Source organism: Syntrophothermus sp. (assembly GCF_013314835.1).
GTDB classification, from domain to species: domain Bacteria; phylum Bacillota; class Syntrophomonadia; order Syntrophomonadales; family Syntrophothermaceae; genus Syntrophothermus; species Syntrophothermus lipocalidus.
The window spans coordinates 1-16,050 of sequence record NZ_JABUEX010000050.1 but is presented as its reverse complement, the minus strand read 5'-3'; the positions used below and the strand labels follow the sequence as shown (position 1 = coordinate 16,050).

Annotated in this window: 16 protein-coding genes and 1 pseudogene; 2 read left to right on the top strand and 15 right to left on the bottom strand. The window is 47.6% G+C overall.

Annotation, left to right across the window (positions count from 1 at the left end; translation table 11 throughout):
• Both HPY90_RS12400 and HPY90_RS12395 read right to left on the bottom strand, forming a co-directional pair.
• A partial coding sequence (locus tag HPY90_RS12400; protein WP_287194899.1) for a hypothetical protein occupies positions 1–540 on the bottom strand: 540 nt, incomplete at its 3' end.
• A complete protein-coding gene (locus tag HPY90_RS12395) occupies positions 494–2,032 on the bottom strand; it encodes a baseplate J/gp47 family protein (RefSeq protein ID WP_287194897.1) in 1,539 nt (512 codons plus the stop codon). The genes HPY90_RS12395 and HPY90_RS12400, both read right to left, overlap by 47 nt.
• Positions 2,033–2,148: 116 nt before the next feature.
• Here HPY90_RS12395 and HPY90_RS12390 point away from each other — a divergent pair, with 116 nt between their 5' ends.
• Entirely contained in the window at positions 2,149–2,475 is a 327-nt protein-coding gene (locus tag HPY90_RS12390) for a GIY-YIG nuclease family protein (RefSeq protein WP_287194892.1), read from the top strand.
• A 63-nt stretch (positions 2,476–2,538) separates the two neighbouring features.
• Positions 2,539–2,745 (top strand): hypothetical protein, encoded by a 207-nt coding sequence (locus HPY90_RS12385; protein WP_287194890.1) that lies wholly within the window; start codon positions 2,539–2,541, stop codon positions 2,743–2,745.
• A gap of 79 nt (positions 2,746–2,824) precedes the next feature.
• Here HPY90_RS12385 and HPY90_RS12380 read toward each other — a convergent pair whose 3' ends face one another.
• From HPY90_RS12380 to gmd, 13 genes and pseudogenes are all read right to left on the bottom strand, one after another.
• The gene (locus tag HPY90_RS12380) at positions 2,825–2,995 is read right to left on the bottom strand and encodes a hypothetical protein (RefSeq protein WP_287194888.1); all 171 of its coding nucleotides are present in this window, start codon (positions 2,993–2,995) and stop codon (positions 2,825–2,827) included.
• Between the two features lie 38 nt (positions 2,996–3,033).
• A complete protein-coding gene (locus HPY90_RS12375) occupies positions 3,034–4,191 on the bottom strand; it encodes a DegT/DnrJ/EryC1/StrS family aminotransferase (protein WP_287194886.1) in 1,158 nt (385 codons plus the stop codon).
• Between the two features lie 61 nt (positions 4,192–4,252).
• Positions 4,253–4,815 (bottom strand): annotated as a pseudogene (locus HPY90_RS16360) (class I SAM-dependent methyltransferase).
• A gap of 146 nt (positions 4,816–4,961) precedes the next feature.
• Positions 4,962–5,639 (bottom strand): sugar transferase, encoded by a 678-nt coding sequence (locus HPY90_RS12365; protein ID WP_287194883.1) that lies wholly within the window; start codon positions 5,637–5,639, stop codon positions 4,962–4,964.
• Positions 5,640–5,988: 349 nt separating this feature from the next.
• Entirely contained in the window at positions 5,989–7,131 is a 1,143-nt protein-coding gene (locus tag HPY90_RS12360; protein WP_287194901.1) for a DegT/DnrJ/EryC1/StrS family aminotransferase, read from the bottom strand.
• 546 nt (positions 7,132–7,677) lie between these two features.
• Entirely contained in the window at positions 7,678–8,883 is a 1,206-nt protein-coding gene (locus HPY90_RS12355; RefSeq protein WP_287194882.1) for a glycosyltransferase family 4 protein, read from the bottom strand.
• 18 nt (positions 8,884–8,901) lie between these two features.
• Positions 8,902–10,203, bottom strand: coding sequence for a UDP-glucose dehydrogenase family protein (locus HPY90_RS12350; RefSeq protein ID WP_287194880.1), 1,302 nt, complete (start codon positions 10,201–10,203; stop codon positions 8,902–8,904).
• Positions 10,204–10,267: 64 nt separating this feature from the next.
• Positions 10,268–10,639, bottom strand: coding sequence for a hypothetical protein (locus tag HPY90_RS12345; protein WP_287194878.1), 372 nt, complete (start codon positions 10,637–10,639; stop codon positions 10,268–10,270).
• Positions 10,640–10,874: 235 nt separating this feature from the next.
• Complete coding sequence (locus tag HPY90_RS12340; protein ID WP_287194877.1) at positions 10,875–11,345, bottom strand: hypothetical protein; 471 nt, start codon at positions 11,343–11,345, stop codon at positions 10,875–10,877.
• Positions 11,346–11,521: 176 nt separating this feature from the next.
• Positions 11,522–12,727, bottom strand: coding sequence for a glycosyltransferase family 4 protein (locus HPY90_RS12335; protein WP_287194875.1), 1,206 nt, complete (start codon positions 12,725–12,727; stop codon positions 11,522–11,524).
• On the bottom strand, positions 12,727–14,190 hold the full coding sequence (locus HPY90_RS12330) for an O-antigen polymerase (protein ID WP_287194873.1): 1,464 nt from the start codon (positions 14,188–14,190) through the stop codon (positions 12,727–12,729). Before HPY90_RS12330 ends, HPY90_RS12335 begins: the two co-directional genes overlap by 1 nt.
• Positions 14,187–15,068, bottom strand: coding sequence for a glycosyltransferase family 2 protein (locus HPY90_RS12325; protein ID WP_287194871.1), 882 nt, complete (start codon positions 15,066–15,068; stop codon positions 14,187–14,189). Before HPY90_RS12325 ends, HPY90_RS12330 begins: the two co-directional genes overlap by 4 nt.
• A 26-nt stretch (positions 15,069–15,094) precedes the next feature.
• Positions 15,095–16,050, bottom strand: a 956-nt coding sequence (gene gmd / locus HPY90_RS12320) for a GDP-mannose 4,6-dehydratase (RefSeq protein WP_287194870.1), incomplete at its 5' end; no start/stop codon positions are given.

The window sequence follows — 16,050 nt, the reverse complement described above, 5'->3', positions numbered from 1 at the left end:
AGAGGCTCCTGGAAGAACACCTGGCTCTGGCAGAGAAGCACTTTCCGGATGAAGCAACTCTGGAAGTGTACCTCGGAAAGCGCGGTATTGCGTTGGAAAAAAGCGGTTAGGGAAATTAGGGGTTATCTTCCGCCTGATGCGACTAATTCTCACGGCAGCCGGGGAAACCCCGCCAATAAAACCAAAAACCCGATCCTCAAGATTGCCCAATAAGCGGCTGTTCTTTAAAAAATCTCCTCCCAGCAGCGCTTTCACCACTAACCCCACTATGGAATTTAACCCTGGGATAGAGACGCCTGCAGGCAGGAAAGCCAGGTCGAGGCCCAGACCCAAGAGATCCACCTGTTCTTGCACCCAGTGGAAAAGTGATTTGCGCCATCTGGCGACCTCTTGGTTGAACTTCTCCAGTTCAGCCTGCAGTTGTTCCGGGTTTCCCCCTGTCCTGTTTATGATCTCGGTGACAATTTGCCGCAGCCTTTCTGCTTCACTGGAACTAATAACCTCCAGGTACTCGCGGAGCGGAACATGCCTGGGCCGCATGATACAAAGCCCCTTTAAAATCCGTCCCCAACTCGTTAACACCAGGCGGAAACACGATACCCTGGGGACCCGCCTGGAGGTGGGCAACCATATTGAAAATTGGTTCGTTTAGGACCGCGGTTGGAGCATATACTGCCCCGAGAGCTCGAGCCAGGACCATTTCCATACTATAAACGTGGGCTTCAATGAAAACGGTATCACGAATTTCTTTTTGCTTATGATTGTTAAGGGAATAAAAGTCAAGGAGCGATTGTATTATTCCTCCTGCCGTAAGGTTACCGGCAGCTATATGTCCCTGATCCATAAACCACTGCTCGCCCCGCTCGGCCACCATAATATGAGTTTCTACAGTATCAGCCAGAACGCGAAAAAAGTGTTTTGCCAGTTTTTCGTCAGCGCCAGGTACTGCGGATGCGCTGCCGGCCACCGAATGCACCGCCTGGTAAACCTGAGCGGCGCTTTGGGGGTCTTCTCTAAACTGCCGCCAAAAAGGAAATTGCCTGGCCATGGTTAGCACGGTCAGGCCGTCAAGCTGCCTGGGGAGGATGACGCGAAGTTCAGGGTCCTCTAGCAGAGACAGGACAGTCCGGGAGTCATATCGGTGAAGGGGTGCCTGGAAAACCGGTGTGACGCGGCCCGTCCTTGCCAATTCGAGGAGCAAATCAGGTTCCGGTCTCCATTCTCCGGTCTTGCTCCCAGATCCCAAGGCGTCATCCTGCGGTACCGCCAGGTACACGTGGGGAAAGAGAGTCAGCAGAACTTCTAAATTATCCTCTAGCATCCCCGGTCCGGAATACACCGCAGCACCCTTCGGCAGCTTGTGCCTGATAATCTCGCGGTGGTCTACTGCACCGCAGATCAACGCCCCGAGATGATCGCGGAAACGCTCTTCGTCTTCCTTAGCCAAAGAATAGAGCTTCTTGTCCTGATAGAGGGCCGGATCAAGGCGCCTTGTGCCCGCTTGGAGAAGGTTAACTGGCGCGAACTTGCGGCGGCGAGATTGAAAATCATAGACCTTGTACGTTACCCCGGAAGGAAAAATCTCCTTGAGCAGTTTCTTTGCCTCTTCCACCATTGCCCAAGAGGCGCGGCCACCTTCATCTCCCAGGTACACGTCTACCACTCCGCCAGCCACCGTCACTGCCTCTGTATGTATGCAACCGGGAACGCACGTTTTGAGGAGCATTTCCAAATCGGCCTTAGTAGGGGGAACAAACACGCAGGCTCTCTTGAGTTCGGGGGAAAGCTCGCAAGGCGGAACGGCATCCCCAGGGCCGCCGGCGTACGGCTCTATATGAACCAGAACTGTGACCGGCCGGTGCTTTTCCACTACCTCTTTGGCGGCAGCAAGAAGCTCGGTGGGGGCCTCACCCCCGGCATCACCGACATATACGGTTACAGTCGCAGGAGCCTCTTCCACCGAGTTTATCTTTCTAATTCCCGGGACACGGAAAAGAAGGGCACGCTCAATTAAGAACCTCTCAAGGCTCATATAACATTCCCCGTTCACCCATAGGTACGAAAAGCAGGTCCATATAAAGGAATTACCCTTTTTTTGTAGAAGTTTATTACTGCTCGCGATATTAACTCGAAAGGGGGTGATTTTATATGACGGTAGGAAATTGGTCAAATTATTATACATATACAAGCTCAAATGTTGATACTTATGTAGAATCAAAAGCTGGTAATTATCGACTTGCAACATTAGGTAACGATAACAAATACCATGTTTTTTATGTCGGTCAATCAGAAAATATAAACAGACGCCTCAAAGAACATTTATCACCATCTGAACCTAACCAATGTATCAAAAATAAACTCAAGAACAATACCTGTTATTTTCGTTTTATATATGCAAGTACGCAAAAAGAAAGAGATGACATAGAAAGTAACGATATAAATACTTTTGATCCGCCCTGTAATAAACAATCTTGAGGGAATCTTTTTTTTGAAAATCGTCATGACCAGATGTATACGGTCCTAATAGGCGCTAACTTGGTGGCAAAAGTCCACTGCGGACAAGGCAGTCTGAAAGAAAATCCTGCCGGTATCGGAACTAGAGAAACTCTCGACCAGTGGCGAGCCTTTGATGCCTCATGGAAAGAATTCCACGTGATAGTGCCCGAAAGGTGCTTAGAAGAAGCCGAAAAATCTGCAAGAGACAACCTGATAACGGTTGATCGATGGTGGTACCTAGACATCTAAAAAGGATATTGGATAGAAAGACATCCGCAGGCCCCCTGCGGATTTTTTATCTCGTTTGCTCAGTTCAATTCCTATACAGCTATTTGCCTGTCTCCGCCTCCCTCTCTTTGCAGGGCTTTGGGCCGTAGACCTGGGCGATGATCTCTTCCGCTTCCCGGCAGGTAATGTGGCTGCCGGCAGCCAGGTGGTCCAGCTCCAGCTCCCTTACTTTTTTCTCCCATTCCTCTGCAGTTAAGGCCTTTTTCACCATCGTTTCACCCCAATCAAGAACTTTTTAGATTTGACAACCTAACGCTTGTAGGTTTCTGCAACATCGAGCACCGCCTCGATGACATCTTCCACATCTCGATCCGACATGCGAGGGTAAATCGGAAGGCTGATCATCCGCAGGTAGTTCGAGTAGGCAACTGGGAAATCCCCCGGCCGGTAGCCGTATTTATCGCGGTAGTAAGGGTGCAGGTGGATAGGAATGAAGTGAACGCTTGTCCCGATGTTTCGGGCATGAAGTTCTTCTATAAATTTGTTCCGATCGATACGCAAAGTTTCCAGATTCAAGCGCAGCACGTACAGGTGCCAGGCATGTTCAACGTAAGGCCGCCTCCCAGGGACTTCAAAGTATGGATAACGGGTGAAGGCTTCATCATACCTCGCTGCAATTTTCTTCCGCCGCTCTTGAAAACCCGGAAGCTTCTTCAACTGGTGCAGCCCGAGAGCAGCCTGGATATCCGTCATGTTGTACTTGTAGCCGGGATATACCACTTCATAGTACCAGGAACCTTCCTTCCCGTAGCGCTTCCAGGCATCCCGGCTCATCCCGTGCAGGCTCAGCACCCTCGCCCGTTCGACCAGATCAGAGTCGCCGGTCAACATCCCGCCCTCGGCGGTGGTGAGGTTTTTCGTGGCGTAAAAACTGAAGGCGGTCAGGTTACCCGTACTCCCGACCATCTGATCTTTATACCTGGCGGGAAGGGCGTGGGCCGCGTCTTCGACGATAAAAAGGCCGTGGGAACGGGCAACCCCGGTGATCGCATCCATTTCACACGGGTGGCCGGCGTAGTGAACCGGCATGATGCATTTCGTTTTCGACGTAACGGCCCTTTCCACCAGGTCAGGAGAAATATTTAAAGTATCAGGCTCCACATCCACGAGAACCGGCCTCGCCCCCACATGCTCGATGACGTTGACCGTCGCACAAAAGGTCATGGGCGTTGTGATCACCTCATCCCCCGGGCCAATGCCGAGCACAACCAGGGCCAGGTGCAGTCCTGCCGTACAGGAATTTACGGCCAGTGCCTCCGTAACTCCCAGGAACTCCGCAAACCTGGATTCGAACAACCTGGTTTTGGGACCTGTGGTAATCCAGTCAGAAGAAAGGGTATCGCTGACTTCTTCGATCTCTTCATCGGAAATAAAAGGGGGAGCAAAGGGCAAAAAATTGGAGCGCATAATCAAGCCTCCTGATCCTGATCATAGAGAAGAAAATCTCTTGTATCCTCGAACAAGATTCTCATGATCCCTTCTTAATCAGGCACATGTAATGAGTCCGGAAGAAAAAACAGAAAAAGCTCACCAACCGGCATAACCCCCAAGAGAACGGAGCAAGAATCCGAACGAGGGGAGGAGCTAAGGTGATCCTTCTGAATCTGATTTTACAATTTGGAAACATATTTTTAATTTCTCTCCCCGTTACTCCCTTCGCATCCCGGTTGACCGGATTGATCCAGTAATCATACCAGATGATCAGGCCGTCTTTTCTGAGAACTCGAAGCATTTCTGCTGCAATTCGGCTCTTCGTTCCTTCATCCAAAATCGAACTGAAAACGGTAAACTGCATTACAATATCAAAAGATTCATCAGGAAAGGGGTTGCCTCGGCATTGGCCACGCTCCAATTAATTTCGGGATGTTTACGCCGAGCTGCAGCAATGCGGTCCTCGAGAATATCAATGCCGTAAAGATTCTCCGGGTGAGCACCATAAATGATTAAACGAATTAATTCCGAACCGGCCCCGCAACCGACATCCAGAACACGCAATTCAGAAAGATTTCTTACTCCCGCCTCTGCCAGCATTTCCAACAAAACGCGCTCTCTCTCCTGGACGATAAAAAGGTTGCCAGGGTTAAATAATGAGTAAATTTGATTAAAGCGGGGATTTTTGCTTCGTTTTGCGTATACTTCTTTAATCCTCTGTATTTCTTTAGAGCCTGACAAAAACTTCACCCGCCGGATACAGAAAAATTTTTAAAATTCATGTCGACACCAGTCTTCAAAAACTTTTCCAACAGAAATTTTTTAATGCCGGGCTCACGGGGAAAAACAACAGCAACCAGTGTTAATAAAATCAAAACCAAATCGAAAACAAGAGACTGATTACGAATATAGGCAAGATCGCAACATAGCTTCTGGCGCATCAAGATGTCAAGGTAAAACCGCTCCGGGTCTGGACCCTCAAGCATCTCCTCTTCATTCCTGAAAAGCAACTGCGAAACCCCAGTCACCCCGGGTCTCACCGAAAGCACCTTTTTTTCATCATCGCTGTAAAATTCAACATACTGCGGCGCCTCGGGGCGCGGGCCAACGAGGCTCATCTCCCCTTTAAGCACATTATAAAACTGGGGCAGTTCGTCCAGTTTCCACTTGCGCAGGAACTTCCCTACCCGCGTCACCCTGGGATCATCCCTGCCTGTGATGGCCGGGCCCTGTGCAGAGCTGACATACATGCTGCGAAACTTAATAATTCGAAAAGGCCTGCCGCCTCTCCCGATCCGCTCCCCCCGGTAAAAAACCGGGAAACCCGAATCAAGAACCACAGCAACCGCAATCACCACAAAGACAGGAAAAAGCAGTATCAATAATACCAGTGAAACAATAATATCTAAAAACCTTTTTAGCATTATTAGTTGACAATTCCTCTCCCCAGGACTTTTTTTCAAATTCGCACAGCCATCGTTCTACTAAAACATTCCAATCCAGCTGGTCTTCTGCAAACTTGCGCCCTCGCCGACCCATTAAAAAAGCTTCCTCCTCATGATCAGCCAGCCAAATTATTGCGTCGGCAAGTGCCTGCTCATCTTCTGGAGGAACCACAATTCCAGCCTATCTCCTGAATCAGAGACGGGGAAAATGTTAGAAAGATGTTACGGATATCTCTCTTGCACCTACACGGCCAGAAAGGATAGTCAGTGTGATCAGTTTCACCAGCAACCCCAAATAATTCGCCCTTTTTAGGAAGAAATGGCCGATCTACAACATCCCATCAAACAAAGCCGATAACTGTTGATGAGACAAGGCATGATCCGTGAATAAATTGATGACCTCCGCACAGGCCTTCTCCGCTTCCGGGCATTGACCGGCCTGATAGCCCCACTGGCTCAACTCTCCTTCCACTGGGTGTAGGGGAGACACAAACCAATCTCCCACCGGTATTCGTAAACGCCGAGCCCGTTCCAGTATTTTTGCTTTATCCGGTACACGGATAGGATAGCGCAACATTGAGTGCTCCGCATAGTCCGGTCGAGCAGAGGGTTGAATGGCTGTATTCCTAAAAAAGGTATCGTACTGCTCAGCTACAAGCTGCCGTTGTCGCACGCGTTGAGGCAAGGTCTTCAGACCGCGCTGCAAAGCCCGTCGCTGAAATCCTCCCATGCGTTTCAAGTAACCGTGAGGCATTTGCACAGAGAGCAGTTCATCTCCCACTGAGGAACCAACCGAAAGCCCCACTTTTTGGGTTAGAAAGCGATAGGCCTCGACCAAAGGATAGTATAAAGCTGGACGATTAGCCAGGGGTCGTACAAACACCTGTGCTGCCAGGATAGCCTGTTCCATCATCCTCGGCGGAGTTAACTGCTCCACAATCGCAGCAACTTTGTGAACCAGTACCTCATCGCGCACATAGGCAATTCCCCCTAGGCCGGTTGAGATCGGTTTTGACCATTGCGTTGAGAAAAATGAGGCATGAGTGCTTGTCCCTGCTGGACGGCCTTTATAGGTGGACCCCAGCCCATGGGCACAATCCTCAATCACATAGATGCCATGTTGCTCAGCCAGAGCCATTATCGGGTCTAAATCGGGAGAAAGGCCAAAAGTATTTTGGGCAATAATAACTTTCGTGCGCGGCGAGATGAGGGGCTCGATAGTCTCTGCTGTGATATTGTAAGTCTGGGGATCAATATCGGCGTAAACCGGTTTTGCCCCCAAATACAGCACCGCATTGGGGACTACCACGCAGGTGAACCCAGGCAGAATCACCTCATCCCCAGAACCAACCCCAATCGCCTTGAGTAAGACGTAGATCGCTACCCGACCCTTCCAAAAGAAGAAAACACTTCCATTACTCTCAAGGAATCTCTCGTAACCGTCCTCATATTTAGAAAAGCAATTTTGCATTACCACAGGGGCATACCTCTTTTGGCTCTTAATTTTGGGTATAACTTTCCCAAACAGAACCTTAGAGGAAATGTGATAGATAGATAGATAGATAGATAGATAGATATAGCCGGTAAAACAGGCTCGATCCTGCATACATTTCCCTGAACTTAAATTTTTCGATTAAATACTGCTGGATGTTTGTCCCATGCAAGATATTCCTGAAGCCATCATTGGCATACTCGAAACGCTTTCCCCAAGATAAAATTTATTCATCGAGTAGAACAGGGCGTACGAAGGGTATAGCCTCAAAAAATCCGAGTCAAACTTGACGGTAGAGTAGTTCACTTCGATATTATCGTAAAATGTAATTCTGGGCATAAGCGATGAGTTTCCGCTCGTAAAAAAACACCCCAAAAATGAATAATATGGTACACTGCTTCTGCCACCAACCCCGCGAGATGCGTGGTTTCGCTGGCTACAACCCCAATTCGCGGGAGTTGGTGACTTTTCCTCTTTCAAGCTTTCCTTTCATTACCTCATGGGGTTTTCGAAACACCCCCTGTTTTATCTAGAAATAAGCCTTGATTCTAAATCCGCGAGCCAGCTTTTTACAATCGAACTCCATGAGTATTCCCTTTGAACAAGATTAAATCCGTTATTTCCAAGATTTTCAGCCATTTGGGGATCATCTGCCAACTTTTCCACTGCACGGGCAAGTTCATCGGGGTCTTCAGGAGGAACAACGATGCCGCAATTTGCATTTTTTACGATTTCGGCACCCTCGCCTTCGCCACTATAAACAAGTGGTAATCCGCATGCCATTGCCGGAAAGATCTTTGCGGGGCGCGAATGGAAACCTTTTTTGTAGGTGGAAATGGCCGCATATGCCTGCCCATAAAGAGACGCAACCTCCTCAATTGGCACCGGGGCCTTGAACTCAACATTTGTTAGATTATTTTCACGGCAAAACGAAACGACCTCTCTTTTTTGCGAACCATCGCCAACAAGCAAGAAGTTAATGTCGTCGCGTTTAGCCTGAAGCCTAGCTGCAGCTTGAGCGATTACTATCGGCCAGTTGTAAATGCCATGGTTGCCAGCATAAACGAACAACTTTTTCCCATTATGAATTTGGGGGCCCCGATAATGAAAAAGCTCTGTATCCACCCCATTTGGCAGAAAAAGCAGTTTCTCTTCAGAAACACTGTAATTTTGCTTAATATCACTGATAATCCCCTGGGTTACCCCACTTACAAAATCTGCTTTTGAAAAGATAAATGAATTGATTAATCTAAGCAGGCGCGAAACCACACCCGGCTTGAGAAGACCTGACCTGAGAAGCCAATCGGGCCATAAATCACATACGTTGACGATCAGTTTCGTCCGTTTAAACGGCAAGGCTATGCATGCCCCAAAACCAACAGTTGGAGGAATAACTTCAGCTACGATAAAGTCTACTCGTCTTGAGAGGAAAAAGTAGATTGGAAAGGTTGTAGCAATGAAGAAGAAATAGCTAAAAATCCGCCCCAATCCTACCTCCCTGGCAGGGTAAAACCAGCACCTGTGAATCCGGATCCCGTCAATTTCTTCGCAGCAATAAAACCTGCCGCGATAATCCGAATAAATTTGGCCCTTTGGATAGTTAGGCATTCCCGTCACTACAGAGACGTCGTAGCCCTGCCTGACAAGTTCCTTCGCAACCGAATGCAGCCTGATCGCGGTTGCCCCTATTTCGGGAGCGTAATACTGGGTCCAGATGAGAAATTTTTTCATGAGCGCTTCCACCAATGGCTAAAAATTTCCAGGGCGGCCAAAACCGCAGTAGCGATAACCCAAATCCACAAGTCTCCTAACGTCCAGGGCGTTTCTCCCGTCCACCACCAGGTAAGGCTCACGCATCAGGTTTTTAACCTTTTCCCAGTCCAGGGCAACCAACTGGGGCCACTCCGTGGCAAGGAGAAATGCCTGGGCGCCCACCAGCGCCTCATAGGGGTCAGGCGAAAGTTTTACGCAAGACGGCAGGTGAGAGCGAGCGTTTTCTATGGCAAGGGGATCAGTCGCCGCCACCACCACCCCCTCGTCCACCAGGTACTTGATAATATCGAGGGCGGGCGCTTCTCTGACATCGTCGGTGCCGGGCTTAAAGGCAAGCCCTAGAACGGCAATATTCTTGCCGTGCAGATCTCCCAGCTTCTCCTGCAGCTTTCTTACGGCAATGATCCGCTGCCGGGCGTTGACTTCAATCACCGATTTCAAGAGGCTGAACCTGTATCCGTTGAAGGAAGAAACATAGTCCAAACCCTTTGTATCTTTCGGGAAACAGGAACCGCCGTACCCAAGACCCGACTGAAGGAAGTGGGGCCCGATGCGCTGGTCCATCCCAACCGCAGGAGCCACCTTATCAATGTCGGCCCCAACCAGTTCACAGAGATTCGCAATCTCGTTAATAAAAGAAATTTTCGTTGCCAGGAAAGCGTTGGAGGCGTACTTCACCATCTCGGCACTGGTGACATCCATTACCACTTTCGGTGCATCGATATCAGCGTACAACTCCAGGACCTGCTGTACAACAGTTTCATCACCGCACCCGACCACAATCCGATCCGGGTGATACCAGTCCCAGACTGCCTTTCCCTCCCGCAGGAACTCAGGATTGGATACATAATGGATCGGTACATGGCAATGGGCAAGGAACCTTTTTGAAAGGGTTCGGCCGGTGCCCGGGGGAACTGTGCTCTTCATGACTATAATCGTCTCCCTCCTGGCGTGCTGAACGATTTCCTGCACTGCCGCGTATACCTGGGAGAGATCAACCCGCCCGTCCGGAAGGGAAGGGGTCCCCACCGCCAGAAGCACGACTTCGGCATCCTGCAATGCATTAGAAAGGCTGGAGATAAAAGAGATTTTTCCCTGAGCCAACGCGTTTTGCAAGAGCTCGTCCAGCCCCTCCTCATAAAAAGGAACCCTGCCCTGTTCCAGTGCTGCCAGCTTTACTCGATCCTTTTCCACTGCAACCACGCGGTGCCCAGAGTTCGCCAGACAGCAGGCGGCAACCAGCCCCACGTACCCTGTTCCCACCACAACTACATCCATTTTCTCTCCTCCATAAACCAACGAATACCTTGCGAACTCTGCTTTATACCCGGCTTAGATACAACTAACCTGCCTCATTCGTTTCTATCAGGTCCATACCCTGCAGAAACTTGAGTGCTTCCACGGCATCATTAACCGTTATTTCCCATCCGATTTCGCTGGCCTGACTCAGGATTTCTTCCACTGTGATCGCCTTTCCGGCTTCATGTAGGATATGGTACATCTTGGCGGCTATAGACAGGCTCTTATAATCAGAACTCTGGGCATAGCCCTTCATCTTCTCCAGCATTTCCTTGACCTTCCCTGCCAGTTCCGGTTCTTTCTGACGAATATCATTAAACGCCGCTTTTCCATATTCGTTCAACCGGTAAATGTGCAGCCTGGACTCATGGGCTCCGCGATAGTCGAAGGGTGGGTAATGTCGCACGATGCTCATCCACAAGCCCGGAGGATTGCAGGGCCTGGAGCGAACTGGCAACAGTTCGACTATAAGGTCCATAATAATAGGGAACAAATTCAATACCCAGTCCTAACATCACGTTTAAAAAATAAATAGTTTTTTGTAATAACGTTCGGCCAGAAATCATCTTTTCCTCGCTGCTTCCCAACGTTAGCAACAGGATGCGCTCTTCAAGCGTCAATTTACTCACCTTCCTTCGCCACCTGGAGGATTATCTCCAGGATCTCTTCCCTATGTTTTCTGCAAAAAGCCTTCCTTTCTTCTTTAGAACCTTCCAGGGGAGCATACACGTACAATCCTTCCATGAACGGTTCTTGCAGATTTTTGAAGACAGCAGAAACTTGCGGAAATCTTTACGTATAGGTTTTTCATCAACATTTACCAAAACCATAATAGAGTTTGGATCCAGCTTGGGTACCGGGTCCTTGTAAGTAGGGTTCTTGATCGACTGCTTATCAACAATGACAAGCTCTCGAGGCATCTGCCACATTTCCGCGAGCCTTTTTTCGGCCCGCTCGATCTTTACACCATCCAATTCCCTCACATTAACCAGGTCCACGTGATCCCTGAATGCTGCCTCGGAAATAGGTATCGAAAACACCTCTTTCAACAGCCGCCGTTCCTTATAGACGTAATACCAGGTCCCTTGCCGGACTCTGACTTTGAGCCAGGTTAAGTTCAAGGAGCGTATTATCGTCTTGTTCTAGAAAATCCTTCAGATCTGTGGTATTGACAAGAAATACCCTTCTGACAGAAGTCAGAACTTCCGGATCATTTAGGTTTACCTTCATATTTCGGAATTCCTTGCTAATCTGGTAATGATTTCTGAAGTCCTCCATTTGGACCTCCAAATCATTTTCATTTTAAAGCCCGCAAAAGCACTGCTTCTATTAAATTAACTACCCTTTCGATGCTGAATTTTAGCTCACAGTATTCACGGCAACGCTTTCTTAACTCAGCACCAACTCCTTGCTTTATAGACCACCTTATACGCTCTGCCAGAGCTTCTGGTGAGGTATCCTGACATAGAAACTCCTCCCCTAAAGGTCCCAGAACTTCTGGATTTGCACCAACCGGCGTCGCGACCACTGGAGTCCCGCAACTCAGTGCTTCGATCGTTACAAGGCCAAAACCTTCCAGCGCCATGGTCGGCAGTACAAAGAGATCAGCTGCTTGGTAATACATTGGCAACTTATCCTCGGAAATGAAGCCAAGAAACCTCACATTCTGCTCAAGCCGAAGCTCTTTCGCCTGTTTACGAAGCGAATTCTCAAGATACCCTTTACCCCCTATAAGGAGCAAAACATTAGGGACGTATCTTGCAACCTCTCTCATAGCTGTTATAAGATTCTCCAATCCCATCCGAGCCACTAATCGTCTTACGGTAAGCAATATAGGCCTGTCCAGTGGAAGCCTAAGTTTTTCACGAATAGAGATTGGATTTTCTACAAAAGAGAAGCGTTGAGTATCCACACATAAGGGGATGCGAACGGTTTTGTTTTTCCCAACTTCACCATAAAACTGCTCCATCACTTTCCTGCTAAACTTGCTTCGCACGAGTATTTTCATAGCCTGGGACAAGGCTTGTTGTTCCTTCGGTTTGATCCAGTGATTGACTATCTTCACTAAAGGCGTGCTCAAACCATATTTCCTGCAAGAAGCATCCAATTCTATCTCTTGAGGGGTTGGAGCATAAAACACATATACATAAGGGATCCCCAACGAAGAACGCATAAGCCCTACTGCCTGAAAAGGATTATTAGCTATATAAGCTACGTCGAAACGAAATTCCCGGTGTAACCGAGCAGCCAATTTGGGGACTTGGCTAATGCTGAACAAAGGATAAAGGCGGTAGAAAACCGTCCCTTTGGGAGGACTTAAGTAACGAAACAGCTCGTAGCCATTCCTCGATTCATGGAATGGGAGATTCCCCCTCAGCCTTCGAGTGATAACCACAACTCGATGCCCCCGGGCTACCAACTCTTCTACCTCTGGCAAGAGGCTCTTGCTGATTCCTCCAGTATGATCCGGCCAGAAAGCATCTGAAAGAACAAGGATGTTCATCAGTGCACCTCCATTTTCACAGCTCTCCCTCGAAGGGCGAGAACAACAAGGACGAGCACAAGAAATTGAAATAGATGCATAGTTAAGAAACTTACAATACTTTGCTCCACAATAACAAAAAAGGTTGGAAACATTACGCTTACTACCAAAATATTAGAGAGGTTACCCGGGGGGTGAACTAAATACTTAAACAGAATCTGCCATACCACTCCTATAAGCAGCATTCCAATTATCACATTTATAAACCCCAAATCCCAATAGAATTCCCCTGGAAGAGTAATAGCAACTGCAGTGCCTCTGTGAAAAATATGTGGGTAGAACTTCTCGTAGAAAATCTTTCCAGGACTAATGATTGGCTTTTCCGGCCAAAGGGTCCTTGGAATCCAGGCCACTAAAATAAGTAAAAGTTCCGACCCCATAGTAAAAGGTTCCTCTTTAGGGACACGCTCAATCAGGATACCTAAAGAATCAAGTCCATGTTGCCTCTCGCATATTATTTCCAAAAGTTTCATAGGTTCTTTCCAAAAAACTGAAGAATGAGCTAATGCCACTTGAAGCTCTGTAACTCCGCCACGCAGAACAGACAATAGAGGAAAAAGGATAATTAAAAGCGCGGCCAATACAACTGCCCATTTGCTGAATTTCATACTAACCTCATGTCCTCTCTTTGAGGTCATGTAAAAGCAGATCAACAATCCCAACAAAACAAACACAAACTGGGCACGAGAACCGCTAAAAAACCAATATATTAGTTCTGGCATCAGAAAAATGATGAACAAAAACCAATAAATAGAACGCTTACGGACTCTTGCTAAAATAACGATGATAAATAGACCAACCTTCGCTAAATTGGCAAGAATACCCAGATACACAGTCCCCTCAGCTTGCGCAAGAATCTCATACTTATTTGCTTCCAACCAAGCACCCAACCCACCTGCTTGAGTAATAAAGAAAATACGAAGGCTCCATCCGAAGATAAGGCATAACAGCGCAATAAGTAATGCTAGCGGTGCATTCCACCTTTGGGGTAAAACAGGTAGGGCACGGGCAATAACCTTTCCAAAACGTGCATGGTATCCTATCCAAAAAGCCAAAAGTCCAATAATGCTTATTCCAAGAGCCGCGTTAAGTAATCCAAGATCCTTTGCTCCGGGGCCAAGCCCAAGAATCGGGCTTCCAAATATTAAATCGTAAATTGCCCGCACTCCAAAGTGGGCAAAATAAAAGAGTGCAAACCATATACCCGGCTCGGCCAAATCGAAAGAATGTTGAAGGATACGCTGAAGTATCGGTCCAAAAGTTGTAAAAGCTAAAACAGCAACGAGTAAATATGTAATGGTGCGGCTCTCCAAAGCTTCTCCAAGACTTACAGATGCAATGCCTATTCCTACTATCAGCACACCTGTTAAAAGGTAGAGGGTTGGAAATAATGCCGGTTTCCGAACCAACCTCTCTTTTATCATAGCTCCGCCCCTATTTTCCCTCTGTATCCATCTATTAACCCTTGTAAGATCGCTCCAGCTATCTCAGGCTGCCATCGACCAAGATACATTCCAGCACGAATTATCCTCCAAACAGGATAGCATACCTGGAATATTATCCTGATAGGTCCTTGTAAATATCGGCGAGCCAGCAGCAGACGATTTCTTGTAAGGTAATAAAACCGGGATGGCTTACCTTTTCCTCCTGAGCTTGCAGCCACCTTGTGGTGCACCACCGCTTCACCTGCAACAACACTTTTCTTTCTAAAATGACGACACCACATAGCAAGTTCAAGCTCTTCACAGTAAAGAAAAAGAGATTCGTCGAGAAAATAACCAAGAACTCTCCAACGCTCTAATAATAAGTCTCGATTAAGAAGCATTGCCGAGCCTTCAACTCGATCACTTGGCCACCATCTCTTATCAAAAGCATACCGCTGTGGTTCAGAAAAGAAAAACATCCAAGGATAAAGGCTCCTTGCAAAAAGAACTTTTCCATCCCGAATATCCTTTACTAATGCACCTACTATACTTGCACCGCTTTCTTTTGCAACTTCTACCATAGCTCTCACAGTTTTGGGCTCAACTTTTACATCGTTGTTAAGAATTAAGACAAACTCGACTCCTTGCTCAAGGGCGTACTGAATGCCCGCATTGTTCCCTCCAGCGTAACCCAGATTTCTACCATTCTCAATAATAGTTATATCTGGATGGGCAGATTGTATATGTTTAACTGAATTATCGGTTGAACCATTGTCAACGACTATAATTTGATAATTAGGATATGTAGATCGTTGTAACGACTCCAGGCACTCAATTGTATCCCGCCAGCCGTTCCAGTTGAGGACGATGACTGCCACCTTGGGCCAAGCCTCTTTTAGCTCTGTCATCCAGTTTTCTTTCGCTCCCTCTCTATATCTTTTTCTACCATAATTCTTACCAGCTCTTCAAACGAGGTTTTAGGTCGCCAGCCCAGTTTGTCTTTTACTTTCGAGTAATCCCCCAACAACGTATTAACCTCTGCTGGTCTGAAAAAGTCCGAGCTAACTTCAACGAGCACTTTGCCCGAATGCTTGTCCACTCCTTTTTCCTCCACTCCTTTTCCTTCCCACTCCAGCTCAATGTCTATAACCTCGAACGCCCTCTGCACAAATTCACGCACAGAGTGATTTTCCCCGGTTGCGATAATGTAAGTGTCTGGTTCATCCTGCTGCATCATTAGGTAAATAGCCTCAACATACTCAGGAGCATATCCCCAGTCGCGTTTAGCTTCCAGATTTCCCAAGACAAGTTTATCCTGCAAACCCAACTTAATCCGAGCTACTCCTTTAGAAATCTTTCGTGTAACAAATTCTTCACCCCGCAGAGGGGATTCATGGTTGAACAAGATGCCGGAAACAGCAAACATGCTGTAGGCTTCCCGGTAATTCACAGTAATCCAGTGAGCAAAAAGCTTCGATACCCCATAAGGGCTTCTTGGATAAAAGGGAGTGTCCTCATTCTGGCGCTCGGTTAAGACCCTGCCGAACATTTCACTGGATGAGGCTTGATAGAATTTAGTCTTTGGAGTGACAGTTCTTACACTTTCGAGAAGCCTTAGAGTTCCTATAGCATTAGTCTCGCAGGTTAAGATCGGTTGTTCAAAAGAAAGGGCGACAAAGCTTAGGGCAGCCAAATTATAAACTTCGTCAGGTCTTATGTCCTCGATCACACGCATGATATTAGTAAGCTCCAAAAGATCCATAGGAACAAGTTTAATCTTGTCCAAGATGCCTAGCTCTTCCAGCCGCCACGACATGATACCCGTTGTTCGACGAAAAGTTCCATAGACTTTGTAACCCT

What these genes read in the sequence shown, in the direction of transcription:
- HPY90_RS12345 (WP_287194878.1), bottom strand. Translation starts at nt 10,639, where the DNA reads ATGAGCATCGTGCGACATTACCCACCCTTCGACTATCGCGGAGCCCAT.
- HPY90_RS12395 (WP_287194897.1), bottom strand. Translation starts at nt 2,032, where the DNA reads ATGAGCCTTGAGAGGTTCTTAATTGAGCGTGCCCTTCTTTTCCGTGTC.
- HPY90_RS12365 (WP_287194883.1), bottom strand. Translation starts at nt 5,639, where the DNA reads ATGCTAAAAAGGTTTTTAGATATTATTGTTTCACTGGTATTATTGATA.
- HPY90_RS12380 (WP_287194888.1), bottom strand. Translation starts at nt 2,995, where the DNA reads ATGGTGAAAAAGGCCTTAACTGCAGAGGAATGGGAGAAAAAAGTAAGG.
- HPY90_RS12350 (WP_287194880.1), bottom strand. Translation starts at nt 10,203, where the DNA reads ATGGATGTAGTTGTGGTGGGAACAGGGTACGTGGGGCTGGTTGCCGCC.
- HPY90_RS12390 (WP_287194892.1), top strand. Translation starts at nt 2,149, where the DNA reads ATGACGGTAGGAAATTGGTCAAATTATTATACATATACAAGCTCAAAT.
- HPY90_RS12360 (WP_287194901.1), bottom strand. Translation starts at nt 7,131, where the DNA reads ATGCAAAATTGCTTTTCTAAATATGAGGACGGTTACGAGAGATTCCTT.
- HPY90_RS12375 (WP_287194886.1), bottom strand. Translation starts at nt 4,191, where the DNA reads ATGCGCTCCAATTTTTTGCCCTTTGCTCCCCCTTTTATTTCCGATGAA.
- HPY90_RS12355 (WP_287194882.1), bottom strand. Translation starts at nt 8,883, where the DNA reads ATGAAAAAATTTCTCATCTGGACCCAGTATTACGCTCCCGAAATAGGG.
- HPY90_RS12330 (WP_287194873.1), bottom strand. Translation starts at nt 14,190, where the DNA reads ATGATAAAAGAGAGGTTGGTTCGGAAACCGGCATTATTTCCAACCCTC.
- HPY90_RS12335 (WP_287194875.1), bottom strand. Translation starts at nt 12,727, where the DNA reads ATGAACATCCTTGTTCTTTCAGATGCTTTCTGGCCGGATCATACTGGA.